Raw genomic sequence first — 17,358 nt, 5'->3', positions numbered from 1 at the left:
GGTGGGTGAGGCGGCTGTTCGGCGTCAGGGTGGACCTGATCAACATCTACTGGATCTATCGAGGCAGGAGGTTCTTCAGGATGTCGCCGGAGGAGGCGCTGGCGATGACCCTGCCCGTTAGATACAGGCTCGGCTTCGAGGCGCTGACCACCTTCGCCTTCGCGCCGGACGCTGGGTCGATGGTCGCGCTGATGAGGGAGAGCCGCTACGGAGCGGCCTTCCCGGAGGACGCCCCGGGCGGGGACGCGACGGCCGTATCGTTGGTGGAGATGGAGCTTGAGCACGACCTGTACCGGTTCCTGTGGAGCGCTGCCTCTGAGATCTTCCGGTCGGGATCGGCGGGTGTTCACGTGCCATTGGCGTACTTGACGCTGAGAGAGTTGGAGGTAAAGGATCTGTTCACCATCATTGAAGGAGTGCGGTATCATTACGATACACGGAGGCTGCGTGGCTTTCTCATCAATCCGGGTGCCGGCGCGGCTGGAAGGGAGGGAGGAAAAGAGTGGCCGTCGTAGAGATGATGGGGGTCTCCATGGTGGGCCCCAGAAAAGAGATCGAGCTTGTCTCGGCAGAACTGCTCTCCCTGGGGAACTTCGAACCGACGCCCCTTCACTCCGTCCTCGGCAGGCAGGGAGGAAGGTTCGCGAGGGTCGTGTCGTTCCGCGGCAACCCCTACGACGAACTGCTGGACAGTTTGAACTCCGTGTTCAGGCTGATCCCGGGGGAGTCGCCGCCCGATCCGGAGACGTCCACGAGCGAGGCAAGAGGCGAGGGCTGCGCCAGGAGCATTCCGTCCCTCTCTATCGAGGAGGCATCCGAGCAGGTGAAATCCCTTCAGAGAATGCTCGCCCAGTGGAGGGAGCGCTCCGAGGCGATCGAGGAGAAGACCGACAAGCTGACCGCTGCGGGCATCTTCCTGGACGAGCTCGCGGCCGCGGGACGGGGGGTCGAGCAGGCGCTGAAGCCTCGCTACCTGTCCATCACGTTCGGCAGGCTGACCGCCGATAGCTACAAGCGACTGGAGGAGATGGAGGACGTAACCCCCCTGCTGGCTTTTCCAGTGGTGGAGGACAAGGGGTACGTGCTCGCGGTCATCTTCTGCTCGCGCAGCTACCACCCGGAGGCTCAAAAACTCTTCCGCTCGCTGCAGATGGTGGAGTACGAGCTCGGCGAGGTGTTCGAAGGCGCGGGCGAGAACCTTCGCGAGCGCCTGAAGGAGGAGACGTCCGCCCTGTCGCGGGAGGCGCGCGCCGTGAGCGAGGCGCCCAGGAACTACCTTGAGAAGCACAGGACGGAACTGGAGAAACTCTACTGTTCGGTGTTCACGATGCAGAGGGTCTACTCCCTGTGCCGCGAACGGGGGGAGATAGGGGAGATCTTCGTACTGTCGGGCGTGATCCCCGCCCCCACCCTGCCAAAGGTCGAGGAGATCTTGGACCAGGTCGGGCCGGATACCCTTTTGCTGACCGAGAGCGACGTGGAGCTCGAGGGCCGCGGTCGGACTCTGCCGACCCTGCTGAAGAACAACTTCCTGGTGCGGACCTTCCAGGAGATAGTCGCCCTGTACAGCCTGCCGTCCTACGGCGAGACCGACCCGTCACCGATGGTTGCGCTCAGCTTCTGCCTCTTCTTCGGCTTCATGTTCGGCGACGTCGGGCACGGCCTGCTTCTGACCGCAGGGGCATGGCTCATGGAGAGAAGGGGGGTCATGAATCGCGCCTTCGCCTCCGTGATAGGAATAGCGGGGGTCGCGGCGATGCTGTTCGGCTTCCTCTACGGCAGCGTCTTCGGCTCCGAGGAGATCCTGCCGTCGCTCTGGACCTCTCCGATGCACGGGATAGACCGCCTGATCCAGACGTCCCTGTTCGCCGGGGTGGCCTTCATGAGTTTGGGAGTGCTGATCAACATCATAGCCCAGTGGCGAAAGGGACGTATTGGCAAGATGCTGTTCGGAGGCGAGGGGGTCGCGGGGCTGCTCTTCTACTGGACCGCCGCGGCCGCAGGGCTGATCGCCTTCACGTCCGGCGGAGTGCCGACCGCCCTGTCCGCCGCTGCGGGTTTTCTCTTCTTGGTGATCCTGTTCGGCGGGGTGCTGGAGAGGCTGATCTTCGGCCCGCAGGAGGGTGCAGAGGGCGCCGTGGTTCACACCTTCTCGGTCTTCCACTCCCTGCTGTCGTTCCTGAGCAACACGGCGTCGTTCGTCAGACTGGCGGCCTTCGCGCTGAACCACGCAGGGCTGTCGGCGGCGGTGTTCATGCTGAGCGACATGGTCCACTCCCTGCCCGGCGGGGCGCTCTTCCGCGCGGCGGTGCTGATCGTCGGAAACGCCATCATAGTTGGGCTGGAGGGGCTGATAGTCTTTATACAGACTTTGCGACTGGAGTACTACGAGTTCTTCGGCAAGTTCTACCACGGAGGGGGCGCGCCATTTCGCCCCGTCACATGGCGGAGCGAGTAGGGACGCCACTCTCCGCGTGCAAGTCGTCTCGAGGAGCACAGCTTTTTTTACGTCATCCCGCGGAGCACAGCTTTTTTACGTCATCCCGAGGAGCGCAGCTTTTTTACGTCATCCCGAGGAGCGCAGCGACGAGGGATCCGACCTTTGTCTAGGAGGTTAATAAATATGACTGGTGCAATTCTTTTGGTCGCCGGAGCCTTGGCCACCTGTGCTGCCGGCAGGCTCCTCCGGGGGAGGACGATACGCCGCCCAAGGGCCGTGCTCGCGCTCTTCATGCTGAGCATGCTCGTCCTGCTCGCCCTGTCGGCCGCTCTGACAATCTCCACGGCGGCCTCGGCGGCGGAGGCGGAATCTATCGCGACGGGCGCGGCGGCGGGGCTCGGCTTCCTGGGAGCGAGCCTGGCCACGGGACTGGCCTGTTTGGGCGCGGGGATAGCGGTGGCCGTGGTGGGAGCGGCGGCGCTGGGAGTAGTGGGCGAGAAGCCAGCTATGCTGGGCACCACCCTGATCTACCTTGGGCTGGCGGAGGGAATCGCCATCTACGGCGTGATAGTCTCCCTGCTGATACTGGGCAAGCTTTAGCGGATGAAGGGCTTTCTCGTCAGTGACAACCACGATTCTCTGGTGCTGCTACGGCTCGCCGGGATCCCCGGCGTGCTGGCCGTCGGCGCGGACGAGACGGCCGCCGCAGTGGAGGACGTGCTGACCAGGCGTCACGACGTCGGTGTGCTCGTGATGACCGAGAGGGCGGCGGAGCAGGTTCCGGCCATGGTGAAGTCCCTGCGCGAGCGAGAGGAGCTCCCCCTGCTCGTGATCATCCCGGACAGGCACGGCGCACGGCGGGAGGCGGACTTTCTGACGCGGTACATCCGCGAGGCGATAGGAGTGAGGATAAATTGACCGAGATTTCGACATCCGCCGGAAAGAGCTACGAGCTTGGCAATCCGGAGAAGCTGTCGTCCCTTAAGAGCCTGTTGCTGAAGCACGGCGACGAGGAGGGGGACGCGATACTGGAGACAGCGAGGCGCGAGGCCGCCTCGATGTTCGAGGAGAGGAGCGCGGAAGTCGAACGCCTGGTGGAGCAGATCCACTCGGAGGCCGTAAGGCGAGCCGAGGAGATAGCAAAGAGGCAGATAGCCGGAGCCGAGGCGGCACGAGGCAAGGAGAGGCTGCGCCTGCAGAACAGCCTGCTGGACGAGGCAATTATGATGCTGCAGCACGAACTTACCGCGCTCCGCTACCACGAAAACTACATCGATATACTGGCCGGCTTGGCGGTGTCCGCGGCTTCCGGCCTGCAGCCCGGAAGCGTGATAAAGCTCTCCGTGGCGGCGGAGGACGCCCACCTGGGCAGGGAGGTCGTGCGAAGGGCGGCCGCCCTGCTGCCGGGGCCCAAGTTCGAGTACAACCCCGCCCCCGCCGCCATCACCGGAGGGGTCCTTCTGGAGGCGCCGGACGGATCGTGGCGCTCGAGGGCGGACTGGCACAACGTATCCATGGAGATGAAGGAGGCCCTGGCGGAGCGCCTCCTGGCGGCCCTATGAGGAGCTGGTCATGAGAAACGCTGGAAGGATAGTCTCAGTCAACGGCCCCGTGGTGCGTGCATCCGGCATGAGGGAGTTCTTCATGAGGGAGATGGTGCGCGCGGGGGAGCTCGCACTGCTCGGCGAGATAATCCGGCTGGACGGGGACGAGGCGGTCATCCAGATCTACGAGGAGACGACCGGGCTCCGCGCCGGCGAGCCGGTGGAGGGCTCCGGCGCGCCCCTGTCGATGGCTCTCGGGCCCGGTCTGCTGGGCTCGATCTTCGACGGCATCGGACGCCCGTTGGGCAAGCTGCTTGAGAAAGAGGGCGCCTTCATCTCGCGCGGCACTTCGATCTTCCAGCTCGACCCTGACGCATCCTGGGAGGTGACTCCTCTCGGGAAGGTCGGCGACGTGGTCACCGAGGGCACGCCTCTGGCCGTGATCCGCGAGACAGCGCTGGTCGAACACCGGATAATGACCCCGCCGGGGGTTGAGGGGGAGATAGTCTCCATCCTGCCGGCCGGCTTCCACAGGGGGACGGAGGCGGTCGCCCGCCTGCGCGACGGCAGAGGGCGCAGTCGAGTCGTACCGATGATCTCCAACTGGCCGGTGCGCACACCGCGCCCGGTCGCGGAGCGTCTGCTCCCCGACGAGCCGCTGCTCACCGGTCAGAGGGTGATCGACGGTCTCTTCCCCATCTCGAAGGGAGGCGTCGCGGCAATTCCGGGCGGATTCGGCACGGGCAAGACAGTAACTCAGCACCAGCTGGCCAAGTGGAGCGACGCCCAGATAGTCGTCTACATAGGCTGCGGCGAGCGGGGAAACGAGATGACCCAGGTGCTGGAGGAGTTCCCCGTCCTTGAGGATCCTCGCTCGGGCAGGCCGTTGATGGAGCGCACGGTGCTGATAGCCAACACGTCGAACATGCCGGTGGCGGCGCGAGAGGCATCCATCTACACAGGCATCACCATAGCGGAGTACTACCGGGACATGGGCTACGACGTTGCTCTTATGGCCGACTCGACCTCCCGCTGGGCGGAGGCCCTGCGAGAGATATCCGGGCGGCTGGGCGAGATACCTGCGGAGGAGGGCTTCCCGGCCTATCTGCCGACCAGGATAGCCGAGTTCTACGAGAGGGCGGGGAGGGTGTCCACGCTGGGCGGGTTCGAGGGGAGCATCTCGATAATTGGCGCGGTCTCCCCTCCGGGGGGCGATTTCACCGAGCCGGTGACCAGGCACACCAAGCGCTTCATCCGCTGCTTCTGGGCGCTGGACCAGCAGCTGGCGCGGTCTCGCCACTTCCCGGCGATAAGCTGGACCGACTCCTACAGCGAGTACGGCGACGAGGTTAAGGACTGGTACGAGTCCAACGTCGACTCCTCCTGGGGAATTCTGCGCGACAAGGCGCGGGCTCTGCTGGCGGAGGACGACTCCATACAGCAGATCATCAGGCTTGTAGGAGAGGACGTGCTCCCCGACGATCAGAAACTGACAGCCCTGACTGCGTCGCTGCTGAAAAACGGCTACCTGCAGCAGGGGGCCTTCGGAACGGACTCCTACTGTCCCCCGCCGAAGGGGATCGCGATCCTGAGCATCATGCTGGACTTCCACGAGAGGGCGAAAAGGCTTCTGGCGCGTGGATGTCCCCTGTCGCCACTCAGGAAGATGGACGAGCTGGTGGAGCTGGCGCACCTCAGGGAGCTGCCCTGGGAGGAGCCGGAGGCGTTCGACGACCTGAAGAGAAGGCTGCTCAGGCGAATGATGGAGATTGACCGCGAGCGTCTGGCCACGCGAGCGGCGGGGAGCGTGGGATTGAGATGAGCGATGCCGAGTATGTCGGAGTGAGGAGTATATCCGGCCCTTTCGTGATGCTGGGGGAAATACCCCACGCGAGCTTCGACGAGATTGTCGAGGTGCGCTCGCCCGACGGAACGCCGCGCGCGGGGCGAGTGGTGCTTGTCAGCGACAAGGCGACCCTCGTGCAGGTGTTCTCGGGGACCGAGGGGCTTTCGCCCGCGGCGACCTCGGTACGGTTCACGGGGCGGGAGCTGGAGATATCCCTCTCCCCCGCCATGCTGGGACGGACCTTCTCCGGGCTGGGGGCACCGCTGGACGACTGCGGCCCGGTGCTGGGCGGAGTGCGAAGGCCGGTGGGAGGCGCGGCGATCAACCCGATGGGAAGGGAGTACCCGAGGGACTTCATCTCCACCGGGATCTCCTCCATCGACGTGCTGTTGACCCTGATACGCGGGCAGAAGCTGCCGATATTCTCCGGCAACGGTCTGCCGCACAATTCGCTCGCCGTGCAGATCGCGACCCAGTCCAAGCTCGCCGGGGCCGAGAACTTCGCCGTGGTCTTCGCGGGGATAGGGATAAAGCACGACGACGCGGCATACTTCAGGGACAGGCTGACCGCCGGGGGGCACGGGACCAACCTGGTCCTCTTCCTGAACCTGGCGGACGACCCGCCCGTGGAGCGTATCGCCACGCCGAGGCTGGCGCTGACGACCGCGGAATACCTGGCCTTCGACCTCGGGATGCACGTGCTGGTGATAATGACCGACATGACCAGCTACTGCGAGGCGCTGCGAGAGCTGTCGGTCGCGAGGGGAGAGGTGCCCAGCCGCAAGGGGTACCCCTCGTACCTGTACAGCGACCTTGCGTCACTGTACGAGAGGGCCGGAGTCCTGCGCAACGGGCGCGGCAGCGTGACCCAGATCCCGATACTGACCATGCCCAACGACGACATAACCCACCCCGTGCCCGACCTGACGGGCTTCATCACCGAGGGACAGATAGTCCTGTCGCGGGAGCTGGAGGCGCGGGGAATCTACCCGCCGGTCGAGATACTGCCGAGCCTGTCGCGCCTGATGAAGGACGGTATAGGACACGGATACACAAGAGAAGACCACCCCAACCTCGCCGGGCAGCTGTTCGCCTCATACAGCAGAGTGCACGAGGTGAGAGCGCTCGCCGGCGTGGTCGGCGCGGACGAGCTGAGCAAGGCGGACCAGCAGTCGCTGGCCTTCGGAGAGGCCTTCGAGAGAGGATTCCTGAGCCAGGGGGCGACGGAGAGCCGCGAGATAGCGCAGTCCCTCGACATGGGCTGGGATCTGCTCTCCACCCTTCCGGTGCAAGAGCTGACGCACCTGTCGATGGACGACCTTGCGAGGTTCATCAGGAGGGAGTAGCGGGAGATCCCTCCTCCCTGCAGTCGTCGGGATGACGGAACGATGCGCAGCCTCGGAGGGACCTTGGTCCCTACTCAGGATGGGTCTTGCACCGGGGCTTCTTGTGTTTTACAATGCGGCTGATCGGTATATGTTCGTCATGACTGTCAATAATGCGGTCGTTCGGGAGGCTTTTACGACAGACTCATTGTGTGAAAGCTTTGCTATAATAGTCGAGTTCTGTTCAAATCTTCTCCCTCGAAAATGCGTTTCCGCTTTTTCGGGCCCGAGATTGGACAGGTTGAAGCCCCTGGAGAAAAGAGGGTGTTCTATGAGAATACGCGCTATTGCAACCATCGCTGCAGCGGTCGGTATTCTTTTCGCGGCGATCTTTATCGCAGGTTTCTTTTTTTCCGACGATAGACTCGAGGTGCCGGTGACTCTGTTCTACGACGACAAGGATATCTCGGGAGCGGTTGTTTCCAAGCAGGCACTGCAGTCGGTCGTCCTGGCCATGGAATTCTTCAATGCTCGCTCGAAGACACACCGTTTCATCCCGACACGAGAGTCCGATATGAACGTCTATAATGCCATAGAGAGGGCGGCGGCCAGAAAATCCGCCGCAGTTATAGGGGGCATCAATGCTCCCTTCGCGTCGCTACTGGCGGACGCCTCCAGGAGACAGGGCATATCCTTTATAAGCCTGGCCTCCGGGCACAGCCTTGCCCGGCCGGATGATCTAGTGTTCCGACCCCGCCCCGAGAACGGCGGCAGGGAGCTGGGCGAAGAGGCCCGCGACAGGGGCATCAAGGCTTATGCCGTCATAGTCAGCGGTTTTGCGGCCTCTCACGTCCAGGACTTCATCCGAGATTTCCAGTCGGCGATAGGCACCCCGCCCCTAAAGATCGTCTCCTTCAGCAGCGATCTGAAGACTCGCATCGAGGACCTGCAAGATTATGCGCAGGACATGGATGCGGTTTTGCTTGTCCTGCCGGACTGGCTCTGTTCCGTGGCGCTGCGGGAACTGCGCCACCGTTTTCCCGGCATCCCCGTTTTCCTCTCCAACTGGGCCGTGTCGCACAGGATTCCCCTTCTTGCGGGTCCGCTCGGCGACGGGGCGTTCACGGCGTCCTACACGGACATCGCCTGGGATTCTCCCGGTAACGAGTTTGTCCGGTTCGTCAGAAATACCTACACATCCAGCATCCCTCGGATGATCCTGGCGATCGGCTACGACACGGTGGCGATGCTCGACGCGGCGGTGAAGATGTCCGGGTCGAGCGATAAACAGGCCGTCGCCACCGCTCTGTCCGAGTTGGAATCAGTGGAGACCATCGGAGGCGTGTTTCCCGTGGATAAAAACGGAGATCTCCGCCATAGGGGGCAGATATTCACCCTGAGATCGGGCCACTGGGCAAGGGGCGGCGCAGCCTCCGATACATCATCTTCTGCCCGCCCGGGAGGGGTGGTGCCGTGAAGGATCGTCTGAGCTTCTCCATAAAACCCCTGTTTTCATTTGTCGTATTGTGCCTTGTGATCATATTCTGTGTCCAGGGCGCTATAAGCCTCTATTCGAAGATCCAGGCCCAGCTCGGAGTCATAGAGAAGCAGGGCGACTACGCTCTGCAGATGGCCTCCCTGATGCTGCGCAAACAGGCAGAGAAGAGGGAGGAGGGGCTTCGCGCCATCGTAGGAGGGGCGGATACCTGCGACACGGGTCTGGACGTGCTCGTCGCCGCGGTCCTCGATGGCGACAGGGTCGGGAGGGTGCTGAAGGGCTGGCTTCACGAGGGAATGGCTCTTTCGGAGGAGCTGCTGTCTAAGGAGTGGCAGGTGAGCGACCTGGTCGACGTCTACGGGCGCAACCTTCTGACCGGCGTGCGCAACGTCATGGGAAAAGATGTCTTCGCAGCTATCAGGCTCGACTTCGACGAGCTGAACAGCCTGGGCGACCACTCCCTTATACCGATAATCTCCAACAACGTCGGACAGATAGTATGGCTGGGAGAGGCGCAGGTGTCCCCCGCATTGTCTAAGCATCTGATGGCGCGCGGGTTCATCTTTCAGAAGGATACGGCCAAGGAAGGATGGGAGATGGTCAAGTCGTACCAGGGATCATGGGTCATGCTGAGGCAGGAGTCATTGGTCTACGGCCTCACTTTCAGCATGGCATACCCCCTCCTGCCGCTCGTGGCCTCGTCCGTGTCATCGATCTTCTCGGCCAGCGCACTCTTCGTCGTCGCGCTCGCGGCTCTCCTGCTGCTGCTCGCACTTTGGCAGAAGAGCGTGCTGAGCAGCATAACGAGAATAGAGAGGCTTGCGAACGAGATGAGCTTTCAGCTCTCGCAGATAGACGCCAGGGACACCCTCAGGGGCGCAGAGGCACTTTTTACCATAACGAACCGCTTCTCTGACTTTAAACCATCGATGGTCAAGGAGACGAACCAGTTCGTGGGCCACCTCAAAAACCTCTTCGAGGTGATCCTGCACCAGCAGGAGGAGCTCTCCGCCTTCAACCAGGAGACGGAGGCCATGAACCAGGAACTGGAGCAGGTGAACAACAAGCTGCGCGGAAGGGAGAGTCTCTGGGAGCGCACCCTGGAGTACTCCCGCTCCTTCGCTCGGTCGCAGGACGTGGAGGGTGCCATATCGTCCACGCTGAACACCCTTCTGTATGATCTCGACGCGTTCGGAGTCCTCATCACAACCGTCGAGGGGGACTATTTCAGGCTGGCGGCCTGGGAGGGCTACAACGGGGAGCTCACGGCAAACAGCGTCGTCAAAAAGACCGGGTTGGCCGCGGCGGAGAGCATCCTGGCGAAGACCCCCGTATGGGTGGAGGACGTTCAAGCGCACCCGACCGCTTATCCCGTTCACCCCATGGTGAGAAGCGAGCTGCTCATCCCTCTCTTCCAGGCGGGCGAGGAGGAGGGAGTGCTCGAGATCGCCTTCGACAGGCCGATGAGGAAGGACTCTTTCATGATCGAGACGCTGGGACCGGTCGCATCCTTCCTCGGCGGACTGGTCCACGGCGAGAAGCTGAGGCGAGAGGTGAAGGCGTCCTACGCTTACCTGGCCGAGAAACTTCAGTTCGTAACCGGGATATACCACGACGAGACGGAGGCTCATATCGATCGCATAGGCGAGTACTGCCGCCTGCTCGCTAGGGAAATAGGTAGGAACGCTGCCGAACAGGCCGATATAGCACTGTTTGCGCGCCTTCACGACATAGGCAAGCTCAAGATTCCCCACGGGATACTGGTGAAGCCCGGCCCCCTCACAGAGGAGGAGTTCGAGGAGATAAAGAAGCACCCCCAGTGGGGAGCGGACATACTGGGGGACGCCTCTTGGCTGAAAATGGCCAGGAACGTCTGCCTCACCCACCACGAGAAGTGGGACGGAAGCGGCTACCCGTTCGGCCTGCGCGGAGAAGAGATACCCTGGGAGGGGCGCATCGCCACCATAGCGGACATCTACGACGCCCTGCGCTCGGCTAGGTCGTACAAGCCACCCCTGAGTCACGAGGAGTCGATGAGGATAATCCTCGTGGGGGACGGCAGGGTGAACCCCGAACACTTCGATCCCGCAGTGCTCAGGGCCTTCGAGCGAGTGGCCCATGAGTTCGAGGCAGTCTTCGAGGAGTACAAGGACGAGCGGGACACCCACTACTTCCACTCGCCGCCTCGGAGATGACGAGGCGTTACGCGAGCCTTCCGCTCTTCGCGGCCGGCCTGACGGCTCACCTGGTCCTCGGCAAGTGGGCTCTGGCCACTCTGGAACCGACACCGGCGACCCTCGAGGGAGGCAAAGCCGGCCTGCTCTCACTGGCCCTCCGCTTCAACCGGGGGGTCGCCTTCTCCTTCCTCCGTTCCTCGCCGAACATGGCGCTGCTTATGAGCATCTCCGCCATTCTGCTACTGGCCGCGATGCACAGGATATTGACGGACATGCGCGGCTCGATCGCCTGGCCCCTGTTGTATGCGGGCGCCGCCGGGAACATTGCGGACAGGCTCACTTACGGCCACGTGGTAGACTGGTTAAAGGTCGGCCCGCTCACTGTGAATGTAGCCGACATCCTCCTCTGCCTCGGGGGCGTGATCTTCATCCTGGACCTCCTGCGAAAGCGATAAGTTCGCCGCAGGCGCCACCTCTCTTTAGGACCTCGGCGACATTTTTCTGTTGACTTCACCGAACGATGCAACTAGAATTAATAAGCGGACGACGCCACAAGTCGATTCATAGGTCGGTTTGTCGGCGCTTTCCCAATATTTTTAAAATAGGAGGGATTTGTATGAAGAGGTTGTTGACAGCGTTCTGCGTCATCGCCCTGACCCTGCCTCTGCTGGCGGGAGTTTCGGAGGCATCCGTGCTGCGGGTGATCACCTGGTCCGGATACGCTCCTCAGGAGCTGGTGGACAAGTTCACCGAGGAGACGGGCATCCAGGTGGAGATCACCCTGAGCAACAACGAGGAGATGATCAGCAAGCTGCGGGCGACCCGGGGCGGAGGCTTCGACCTCGCCCAGCCGTCTCAGGACCGTATCTCCTCCGTGGTCGAGCAGTACGGGATCTACCAGCCGATCGACTACTCGAAGATCGAAGTCGACCAGATCGACCCCTCCCTGCTGGAGGCGGTCAAGAAGAACACCTTAGTGAACGGGGAGTCCTACGCCGTGCCGCACATCTACGGCACCGAGGGGCTGGTGCTCAACAGGAAGCTCGCGCCTGACATCAAGGACTTCAAGGATCTGCTTGACCCGAAGTATGAGGCCAGGGTCTCCTACAGGATGAAGAGGCCGACCCTCATAGGCATGGGCTTCTCGCTCGGATACGACCCGTTCTCCCTCTACGACAAGCCCGAGGAGTACCAGAAGTTCCTCGACGAGATGGAGAAGGTGCTGATCGAGGGCAAGCCTGCGGTCAAGACCTACTGGGACAACGGCGACCAGCTGCTTCAGCTTCTTCGCTCCGGCGAGGTGTGGGCAGCGTCGGCGTGGGAGCAGGCGGGTTGGAAGCTGCACGCGGAGAACCCCGACATCGACTATCTTGCCCCCGAGAGCGGCGCCCTGGCGTGGGTCGACACATTCGCGATCCCGGCTCGCTCGGAGAACGTGGAGGCGGCCTACAAGTACATCAACTTCATGCTCCGCCCGGAGAACGCGGCACTTTACACCAACCTCGAGACCTACGCGACTGCGTCCAAGGACGCGGTGAAGTTCCTGGACGAGGAGATCAAGGCTAACTTCGAGCGCGGCCTGCCGCCCGAGGTACTGGCGAATATCAACTGGTACCCGACCGTTCCGGCGGGCATAGAGGAGATGGAGGGTAAGACCCTCGACAAGATAAAAGCGGCCAGATAGGCCGATACAACGGACCGGCGGCGGACTTCGGACGAAGGACCGTCGCCGGTCTCCCTTCAGAGGTGACCGCCCATGCAAAACGCTCTCTCCATTCGTAACCTGACGAAGCGCTTCGGCAGCTTCACAGCGGTTGATGGAGTATCCTTCGACGTAGAGGACGGCAGCTTCTTCTCCATACTCGGCCCTTCCGGCTGCGGCAAGACCACCCTGCTGAGGATGATAGCCGGGTTTTACCGGCAGGACGAGGGGACGATTCTGCTTAACGACGTCGATATGGAAGGAGTCGCGCCGAACAGGCGCCCGGTGAACCTGGTCTTTCAGAACCTGGCCCTCTTTCCCATGATGAACGTCTTCGAAAACGTGGCCTTCGGCCTCCGCCGCCGCGGCGAGAAGGGGACATCCGTAGAACGCAAGGTCGAGGACATGCTCGAGCGGGTCGGCCTTCCCGGCTCAGGTAAGAAGGAGATACACCAGCTCTCCGGCGGGCAGAAGCAGAGAATAGCCATAGCGCGCTGCCTCGTGCTGGAGCCCGCGGTGCTGCTGCTTGACGAACCGCTCGGCGCACTGGACGCGAAGCTGCGCGAGCACATGAAGGTAGAGCTGAAGGCGCTTCAGTCCAAGGTGGGGACGACCTTCGTCTACATAACTCACGACCAGTCCGAGGCGATGGTCATGAGCGACACGGTCGCCGTGATGAACAACGGGATCTTCGAGCAGATAGGCTCGCCGCAGGAGCTTTACCATTCGCCCCGCTCCTCCTTCGTGGCCCAGTTCGTCGGCGCGAACAACAAGCTGCCGGTGACTCTGCGCAGGAGCGACGGGAAGATCCTCGCCAACTACTCCGGCCGGTTCGGCCTGAAGGTCCCCGAGCCGGACGGCGGCGTCGACGAAGAGGCGTCATACGACCTCTTCGTGCGGCCCGAGTCGATGGTCATCAACCCGCCGGAGGAGGACGAGCGCTTCAACTCCCTGCCGGTCGCCGTTAAAGCTATCCTGTTCGACGGAGGCAACAGCCGCCTGCTGGTCTCCCCTGACGGATCTCCGGACGAGTTTACCGTCGCCCTGCCGCAGACCAGGCAGTTCGACCACATAAGGGCGAGGGACAGGATTCGCGTGGGATGGAACCCGTCCGCTTCCCTCTGCTTCCCCGCCGAAGACTGGAAGATGTACGATGAAGAGTAGCAGGGCGGGGTTCTACTTCTTCTTCACTCCCGTGGCCCTCTGGCTCGGCCTGCTGATAGTGCTGCCCCACCTGGAGTTGCTGCGCCTCTCCTTCTCCTCCTCGGGCAGCGACGGCTTCACCATGGTCAACTACTCGGCCTTCTTCAAGGAGCCCATCTACTGGCTGACCTTCGTACGAACGGCGGGCTACTCCATCCTGGTGACCTTCGTGGCGATGGCCCTGGCGTTGCCTGTGGCCTTCTACATCACCAAGGTCGCGAAGGTGCGAGCAAGCGGTTTTCTGATGCTGCTGGTGCTGGTCCCCTTCTGGGTGAGCGAGCTGATCAGGGTCTACGGCTGGATAATCCTGCTGCGCGAGAGCGGCGTCATCAATCAACTTTTCGTATCGCTTGGCCTGATCGACAAGCCGGTGGAGATGCTGTACAACGACGTGACCATGGTGATGGGGCTGGTCTACACGAGCATGCTCTTCATGGTGGTACCGGTGATAGGGGTCATGGACGCGCTGGACGACGCGCTCATCGAGGCGGCCTACGATCTTGGGGCGTCGAAGACCGCTATCTGGCGCACGATCATCATCCCCCACTGCGCGCCGGGCCTGGTCTCGGGCGGGATAATCGTGTTCATGCTGGCGCTGGGGAGCTACCTGACGCCGAACCTGATGGGCGGGAAGAACTCGCTCTGGTTCACGGAGCAGATCTACAACCAGATAATCCTCTACTTCAACTGGAACCAGGGGGCGGCGTTCGGCTTCCTACTGCTGCTGCTCTCCTCGCTCATCATCTGGCTCGGACTCAAGCTCACCGGCCAGAAGCTGAAGGATGTGGTCAAATGATCAGGTCGCTTCCAACCTCCAGGAGATACGACATCGGTTTTCGCGTATTCATGGCCCTCTACTTCGTCATCCTGTTCGCACCGCTGATCGTGACGATGGTGCTGGCCTTCAACGACTCCATGTACCCGTCGCTGCCGTGGGAGGGGTTCACCCTCGACTGGTTCTTCGGCGAAGGGCCGAAGAAGCTAGGCATATTCAAAGACCAGATCAACCTGCGCAGCATAGCCACGTCGTTCAGAACCGCTTTGGCTGTGACCGTCATCTCGACCTTCCTAGGGACCTGCGCCGCCTTTCTGTTCGAGCAGGAGGACTTTCGCTTCAAGGGGGCTCTCTACTTCCTGATGATAGCCCCGCTGGTCATCCCCGGAGTGATCCTCGGCATATCCATACTGATGTTCGCGAACACGGCGGGGATAATGATCGAGGACGCACTCGGGATCTACATCAGGTGGCTCGCGCCCGGCTTCTGGCTGGTGGTGCTGGGGCAGTCGTCCTTCATCTCGACAATCGTGGCGCTTGTGGTCTCCGCGAGGCTGAAGAAGTTCGACCGCTCGCTGGAGGAGGCCGCGTACAATTTAGGCGCGAACCGGGCCGAGGTGCTGTGGTACGTCACGCTGAAGTACCTGAGGCCCTCGATAGTCGGTGGAGCGGCGGTCGCCTTCCTGATGTCGTTCGAGAACTTCAACACGACCGTCTTCACCGTGGGGTCGCAGGCCACCCTGCCGATAAACATGTACATGCAGGTACGCGACGGCTCCACCCCGGTGATAAACGCGATCTCCTTCCTGCTGATAGCGGGCACGTCGATCTTCGCGGTCGCCAACCTGTGGGTCAGCAGAAAGGAAGTCTGAGCGGACCCTCTTCGCTGCGCTCCTCGGGAAAAGTGAACGACACGAACGGAAAAGCGTCCGTTCGTGTCGCCTGCTTAGATCCCTCATGTTCATTCGGGATGACAATAGTGGCTATGCTCGTTCGGGATGACGATGGTGGCTGTGCTCGTTCTATCAGCGGCTTCCCTTCGCTCTTCTTCCCTTTAACCTCACCGCCTCGCCGGTTCGGGCGGATTCATAGGCAGCCTGGATTATCTCCACGCTCTTGCGGCCCTCGCGACCGGTGAGCAGCGCCTGTTCCTTGCCGTCGAGAGCATCGAGTACGTGGCGATAGTAGGGCAGGTGTCCGAAGCCGTACACGCTGTCAGGGTCGGTGTTGACCTCGTCTATCCGGCTGTCCATGGGGTCGGGCGAGTCGAACTCCCAATGCTCGATTTTGTTGAGGGCGACACCGCCGATGCGCACTGTGCCTCGCTCGCCCAGCAGGGTGAGGCTGCCCTCGAGGTTCTTGGGATAGACGAGATTGGTGACGTTGATGCTGCCGAGCGCGCCGCTGCGGTACTTGAGGTTGACGACAATGGTGTCCTCGGCCTCGATGCGGCGAGCGAGAGTGGCGGATAAGGCCTGGACGGACTCGACGGCGCCTCCCATCCACTGGATTATGTCCACGTAGTGCGACGCCTGGTTGGTTAGCGCGCCCCCGTCGAGCTCCCAGGTCCCGCGCCAGCGGGCCAGGTCGTAGTAGTCCTGCGGGCGGCTCCAGTAGACGTTGGAGGACAGCAGGTAGAGGCGGCCGAAGCGCCCGGCCTCCAGCGCCTGTCTGACGAGGGCTACGGTCTTGTTGAATCGGTTCTGCTTGACTATGAAGTATGAGACTCCGTTTTCGTCGCACGCGTCGATGGCTCGGTCGACCGCCTCCAGGCTGGTCCCGGCGGGCTTCTCCGACAGGGCATGGACACCGTGACGGGCGGCGGTCTCGACGTGGGCAGGGTGCAGGCCGGAAGGGGTGCATATCGTGAGCACGCCGCCCGGGACGGACTCAAGCATCTCGTCGATCGACCTGAAGGCGCGGCAGCCCGTGGCCTCGGCGACCGAATCGGCCAACGCGGGGATGGAGTCGTAGCAGGCTACGAGCTTCGCCCGGCCCTCTTTTTCAAGTTCGCCCAAGGTGTCTATGTGGTTTTTACTGATCCGGCCGCAGCCGGCTAGTGCGAAAGAGCGCATTTCAGATTACCTCCGTGAGAGTATTTAATTCAGTCGGGATGACGATTCAATCCTCCAGCGCGGCCAGCAGCCTGTCCGGGTAATTGGTTATCGCTATGTCCACACCCATCCGCTTCAGCTCCAGGGCTCTGTCCGGTTCGTTAACCGTCCAGCAGGCGACCTTGACGCCTTCTCGGTGCGCCGATTCCGTCGTGGAGCTATCCACGTAGTCGTGGCATGGGTGCAAGCTGTACAACAGGTCCGGCACTACGCGCCTCCCGTAGGCGAGCGGCGAGACCAGCACTCCCTCGTACAGGAGTCCCTTCTTTATCTCCGGGGCGATCCTGTGAAGCTCCACCAGGCTCCCGTGGTTGAAGGATGAGACTATGACGCTCCCCGTCTTGTCGTACTCCTGTATCAAAGACGCAACATGCTCCTCCAGCCCCGGACGGTCGCCGGGGCGGGTCTTCATCTCGAGATTCAGCGGCATTCCCTCCGGGATCAGTTCGAACAGCTCCTCCAGGCGCGGCACTCGCGCTCCGGCGAACTGCGGGCCGAACCACGACCCTGCGTCGAGGGAGAGTATCTCCTCGTAGTCCAGGGCGCGCACTTCGCCCGAGCCGTCCGTGGTGCGGTCGACATCCCAGTCGTGGATCACGACCGCGACCCCGTCCAATGTGAGCTGCACGTCGAACTCGAATCCGTTGCAGCCCTGCTTTATCCCCAGTTCGAAGGCGGGAAGCGTGTTCTCCGGGGCATAACCCGACGCCCCCCTGTGTCCGAACACCAGCATG

General features: G+C 62.2%; 16 protein-coding genes. 14 read left to right on the top strand and 2 right to left on the bottom strand.

Going from position 1 to position 17,358, the window contains the following annotated elements:
• The 14 genes from GX181_03555 to GX181_03490 all read left to right on the top strand — a co-directional run.
• Positions 1-515: V-type ATPase subunit (locus tag GX181_03555; GenBank protein NLM71024.1), on the top strand; the 515-nt coding region annotated here is incomplete at its 5' end.
• Positions 503-2,458, top strand: a complete 1,956-nt coding sequence (locus GX181_03550; GenBank protein ID NLM71023.1) for an ATPase — start codon at positions 503-505, stop codon at positions 2,456-2,458. The genes GX181_03555 and GX181_03550, both read left to right, overlap by 13 nt.
• Before the next feature lie 165 nt (positions 2,459-2,623).
• Complete coding sequence (locus GX181_03545) at positions 2,624-3,040, top strand: ATPase (GenBank protein NLM71022.1); 417 nt, start codon at positions 2,624-2,626, stop codon at positions 3,038-3,040.
• 3 nt (positions 3,041-3,043) lie between these two features.
• Positions 3,044-3,358 carry an ATP synthase subunit F gene (locus GX181_03540; protein ID NLM71021.1) on the top strand — a complete coding sequence of 105 codons (315 nt, stop codon included), beginning with the start codon at positions 3,044-3,046 and terminating at the stop codon, positions 3,356-3,358.
• On the top strand, positions 3,355-4,002 hold the full coding sequence (locus tag GX181_03535) for an ATPase (protein NLM71020.1): 648 nt from the start codon (positions 3,355-3,357) through the stop codon (positions 4,000-4,002). The genes GX181_03540 and GX181_03535 overlap by 4 nt, the downstream gene beginning before the upstream one ends.
• A 10-nt stretch (positions 4,003-4,012) precedes the next feature.
• Positions 4,013-5,806, top strand: a complete 1,794-nt coding sequence (locus GX181_03530) for a V-type ATP synthase subunit A (GenBank protein NLM71019.1) — start codon at positions 4,013-4,015, stop codon at positions 5,804-5,806.
• Positions 5,803-7,176, top strand: a complete 1,374-nt coding sequence (locus GX181_03525; protein NLM71018.1) for a V-type ATP synthase subunit B — start codon at positions 5,803-5,805, stop codon at positions 7,174-7,176. The genes GX181_03530 and GX181_03525 overlap by 4 nt, the downstream gene beginning before the upstream one ends.
• Before the next feature lie 310 nt (positions 7,177-7,486).
• Positions 7,487-8,632: an ABC transporter substrate-binding protein gene (locus tag GX181_03520; GenBank protein ID NLM71017.1), complete on the top strand. Its 1,146-nt coding sequence runs from the start codon at positions 7,487-7,489 to the stop codon at positions 8,630-8,632.
• Positions 8,629-10,848, top strand: a complete 2,220-nt coding sequence (locus tag GX181_03515) for an HD domain-containing protein (protein ID NLM71016.1) — start codon at positions 8,629-8,631, stop codon at positions 10,846-10,848. The genes GX181_03520 and GX181_03515 overlap by 4 nt, the downstream gene beginning before the upstream one ends.
• Positions 10,845-11,285 (top strand): signal peptidase II, encoded by a 441-nt coding sequence (locus GX181_03510; protein ID NLM71015.1) that lies wholly within the window; start codon positions 10,845-10,847, stop codon positions 11,283-11,285. The genes GX181_03515 and GX181_03510 overlap by 4 nt, the downstream gene beginning before the upstream one ends.
• A gap of 161 nt (positions 11,286-11,446) precedes the next feature.
• The gene (locus GX181_03505) at positions 11,447-12,514 is read left to right on the top strand and encodes an extracellular solute-binding protein (protein NLM71014.1); all 1,068 of its coding nucleotides are present in this window, start codon (positions 11,447-11,449) and stop codon (positions 12,512-12,514) included.
• 72 nt (positions 12,515-12,586) lie between these two features.
• Positions 12,587-13,696: an ABC transporter ATP-binding protein gene (locus GX181_03500; protein NLM71013.1), complete on the top strand. Its 1,110-nt coding sequence runs from the start codon at positions 12,587-12,589 to the stop codon at positions 13,694-13,696.
• Complete coding sequence (locus GX181_03495; protein ID NLM71012.1) at positions 13,686-14,531, top strand: ABC transporter permease; 846 nt, start codon at positions 13,686-13,688, stop codon at positions 14,529-14,531. Before GX181_03500 ends, GX181_03495 begins: the two co-directional genes overlap by 11 nt.
• Positions 14,528-15,382, top strand: coding sequence for an ABC transporter permease (locus GX181_03490; GenBank protein ID NLM71011.1), 855 nt, complete (start codon positions 14,528-14,530; stop codon positions 15,380-15,382). Before GX181_03495 ends, GX181_03490 begins: the two co-directional genes overlap by 4 nt.
• Positions 15,383-15,535: 153 nt before the next feature.
• Here GX181_03490 and GX181_03485 read toward each other — a convergent pair whose 3' ends face one another.
• Positions 15,536-16,585, bottom strand: coding sequence for a Gfo/Idh/MocA family oxidoreductase (locus GX181_03485; GenBank protein ID NLM71010.1), 1,050 nt, complete (start codon positions 16,583-16,585; stop codon positions 15,536-15,538).
• 46 nt (positions 16,586-16,631) lie between these two features.
• Positions 16,632-17,357, bottom strand: a complete 726-nt coding sequence (locus tag GX181_03480) for a glycerophosphodiester phosphodiesterase (protein NLM71009.1) — start codon at positions 17,355-17,357, stop codon at positions 16,632-16,634.
• Position 17,358: the final 1 nt, after the last annotated feature.

The organism is Synergistaceae bacterium (genome assembly GCA_012521675.1).
Classification (GTDB): domain Bacteria; phylum Synergistota; class Synergistia; order Synergistales; family Aminobacteriaceae; genus JAAYLU01.
The sequence above is the reverse complement of the archived record's forward strand: the minus strand, read 5'-3'. Positions and strand labels throughout refer to the sequence as shown.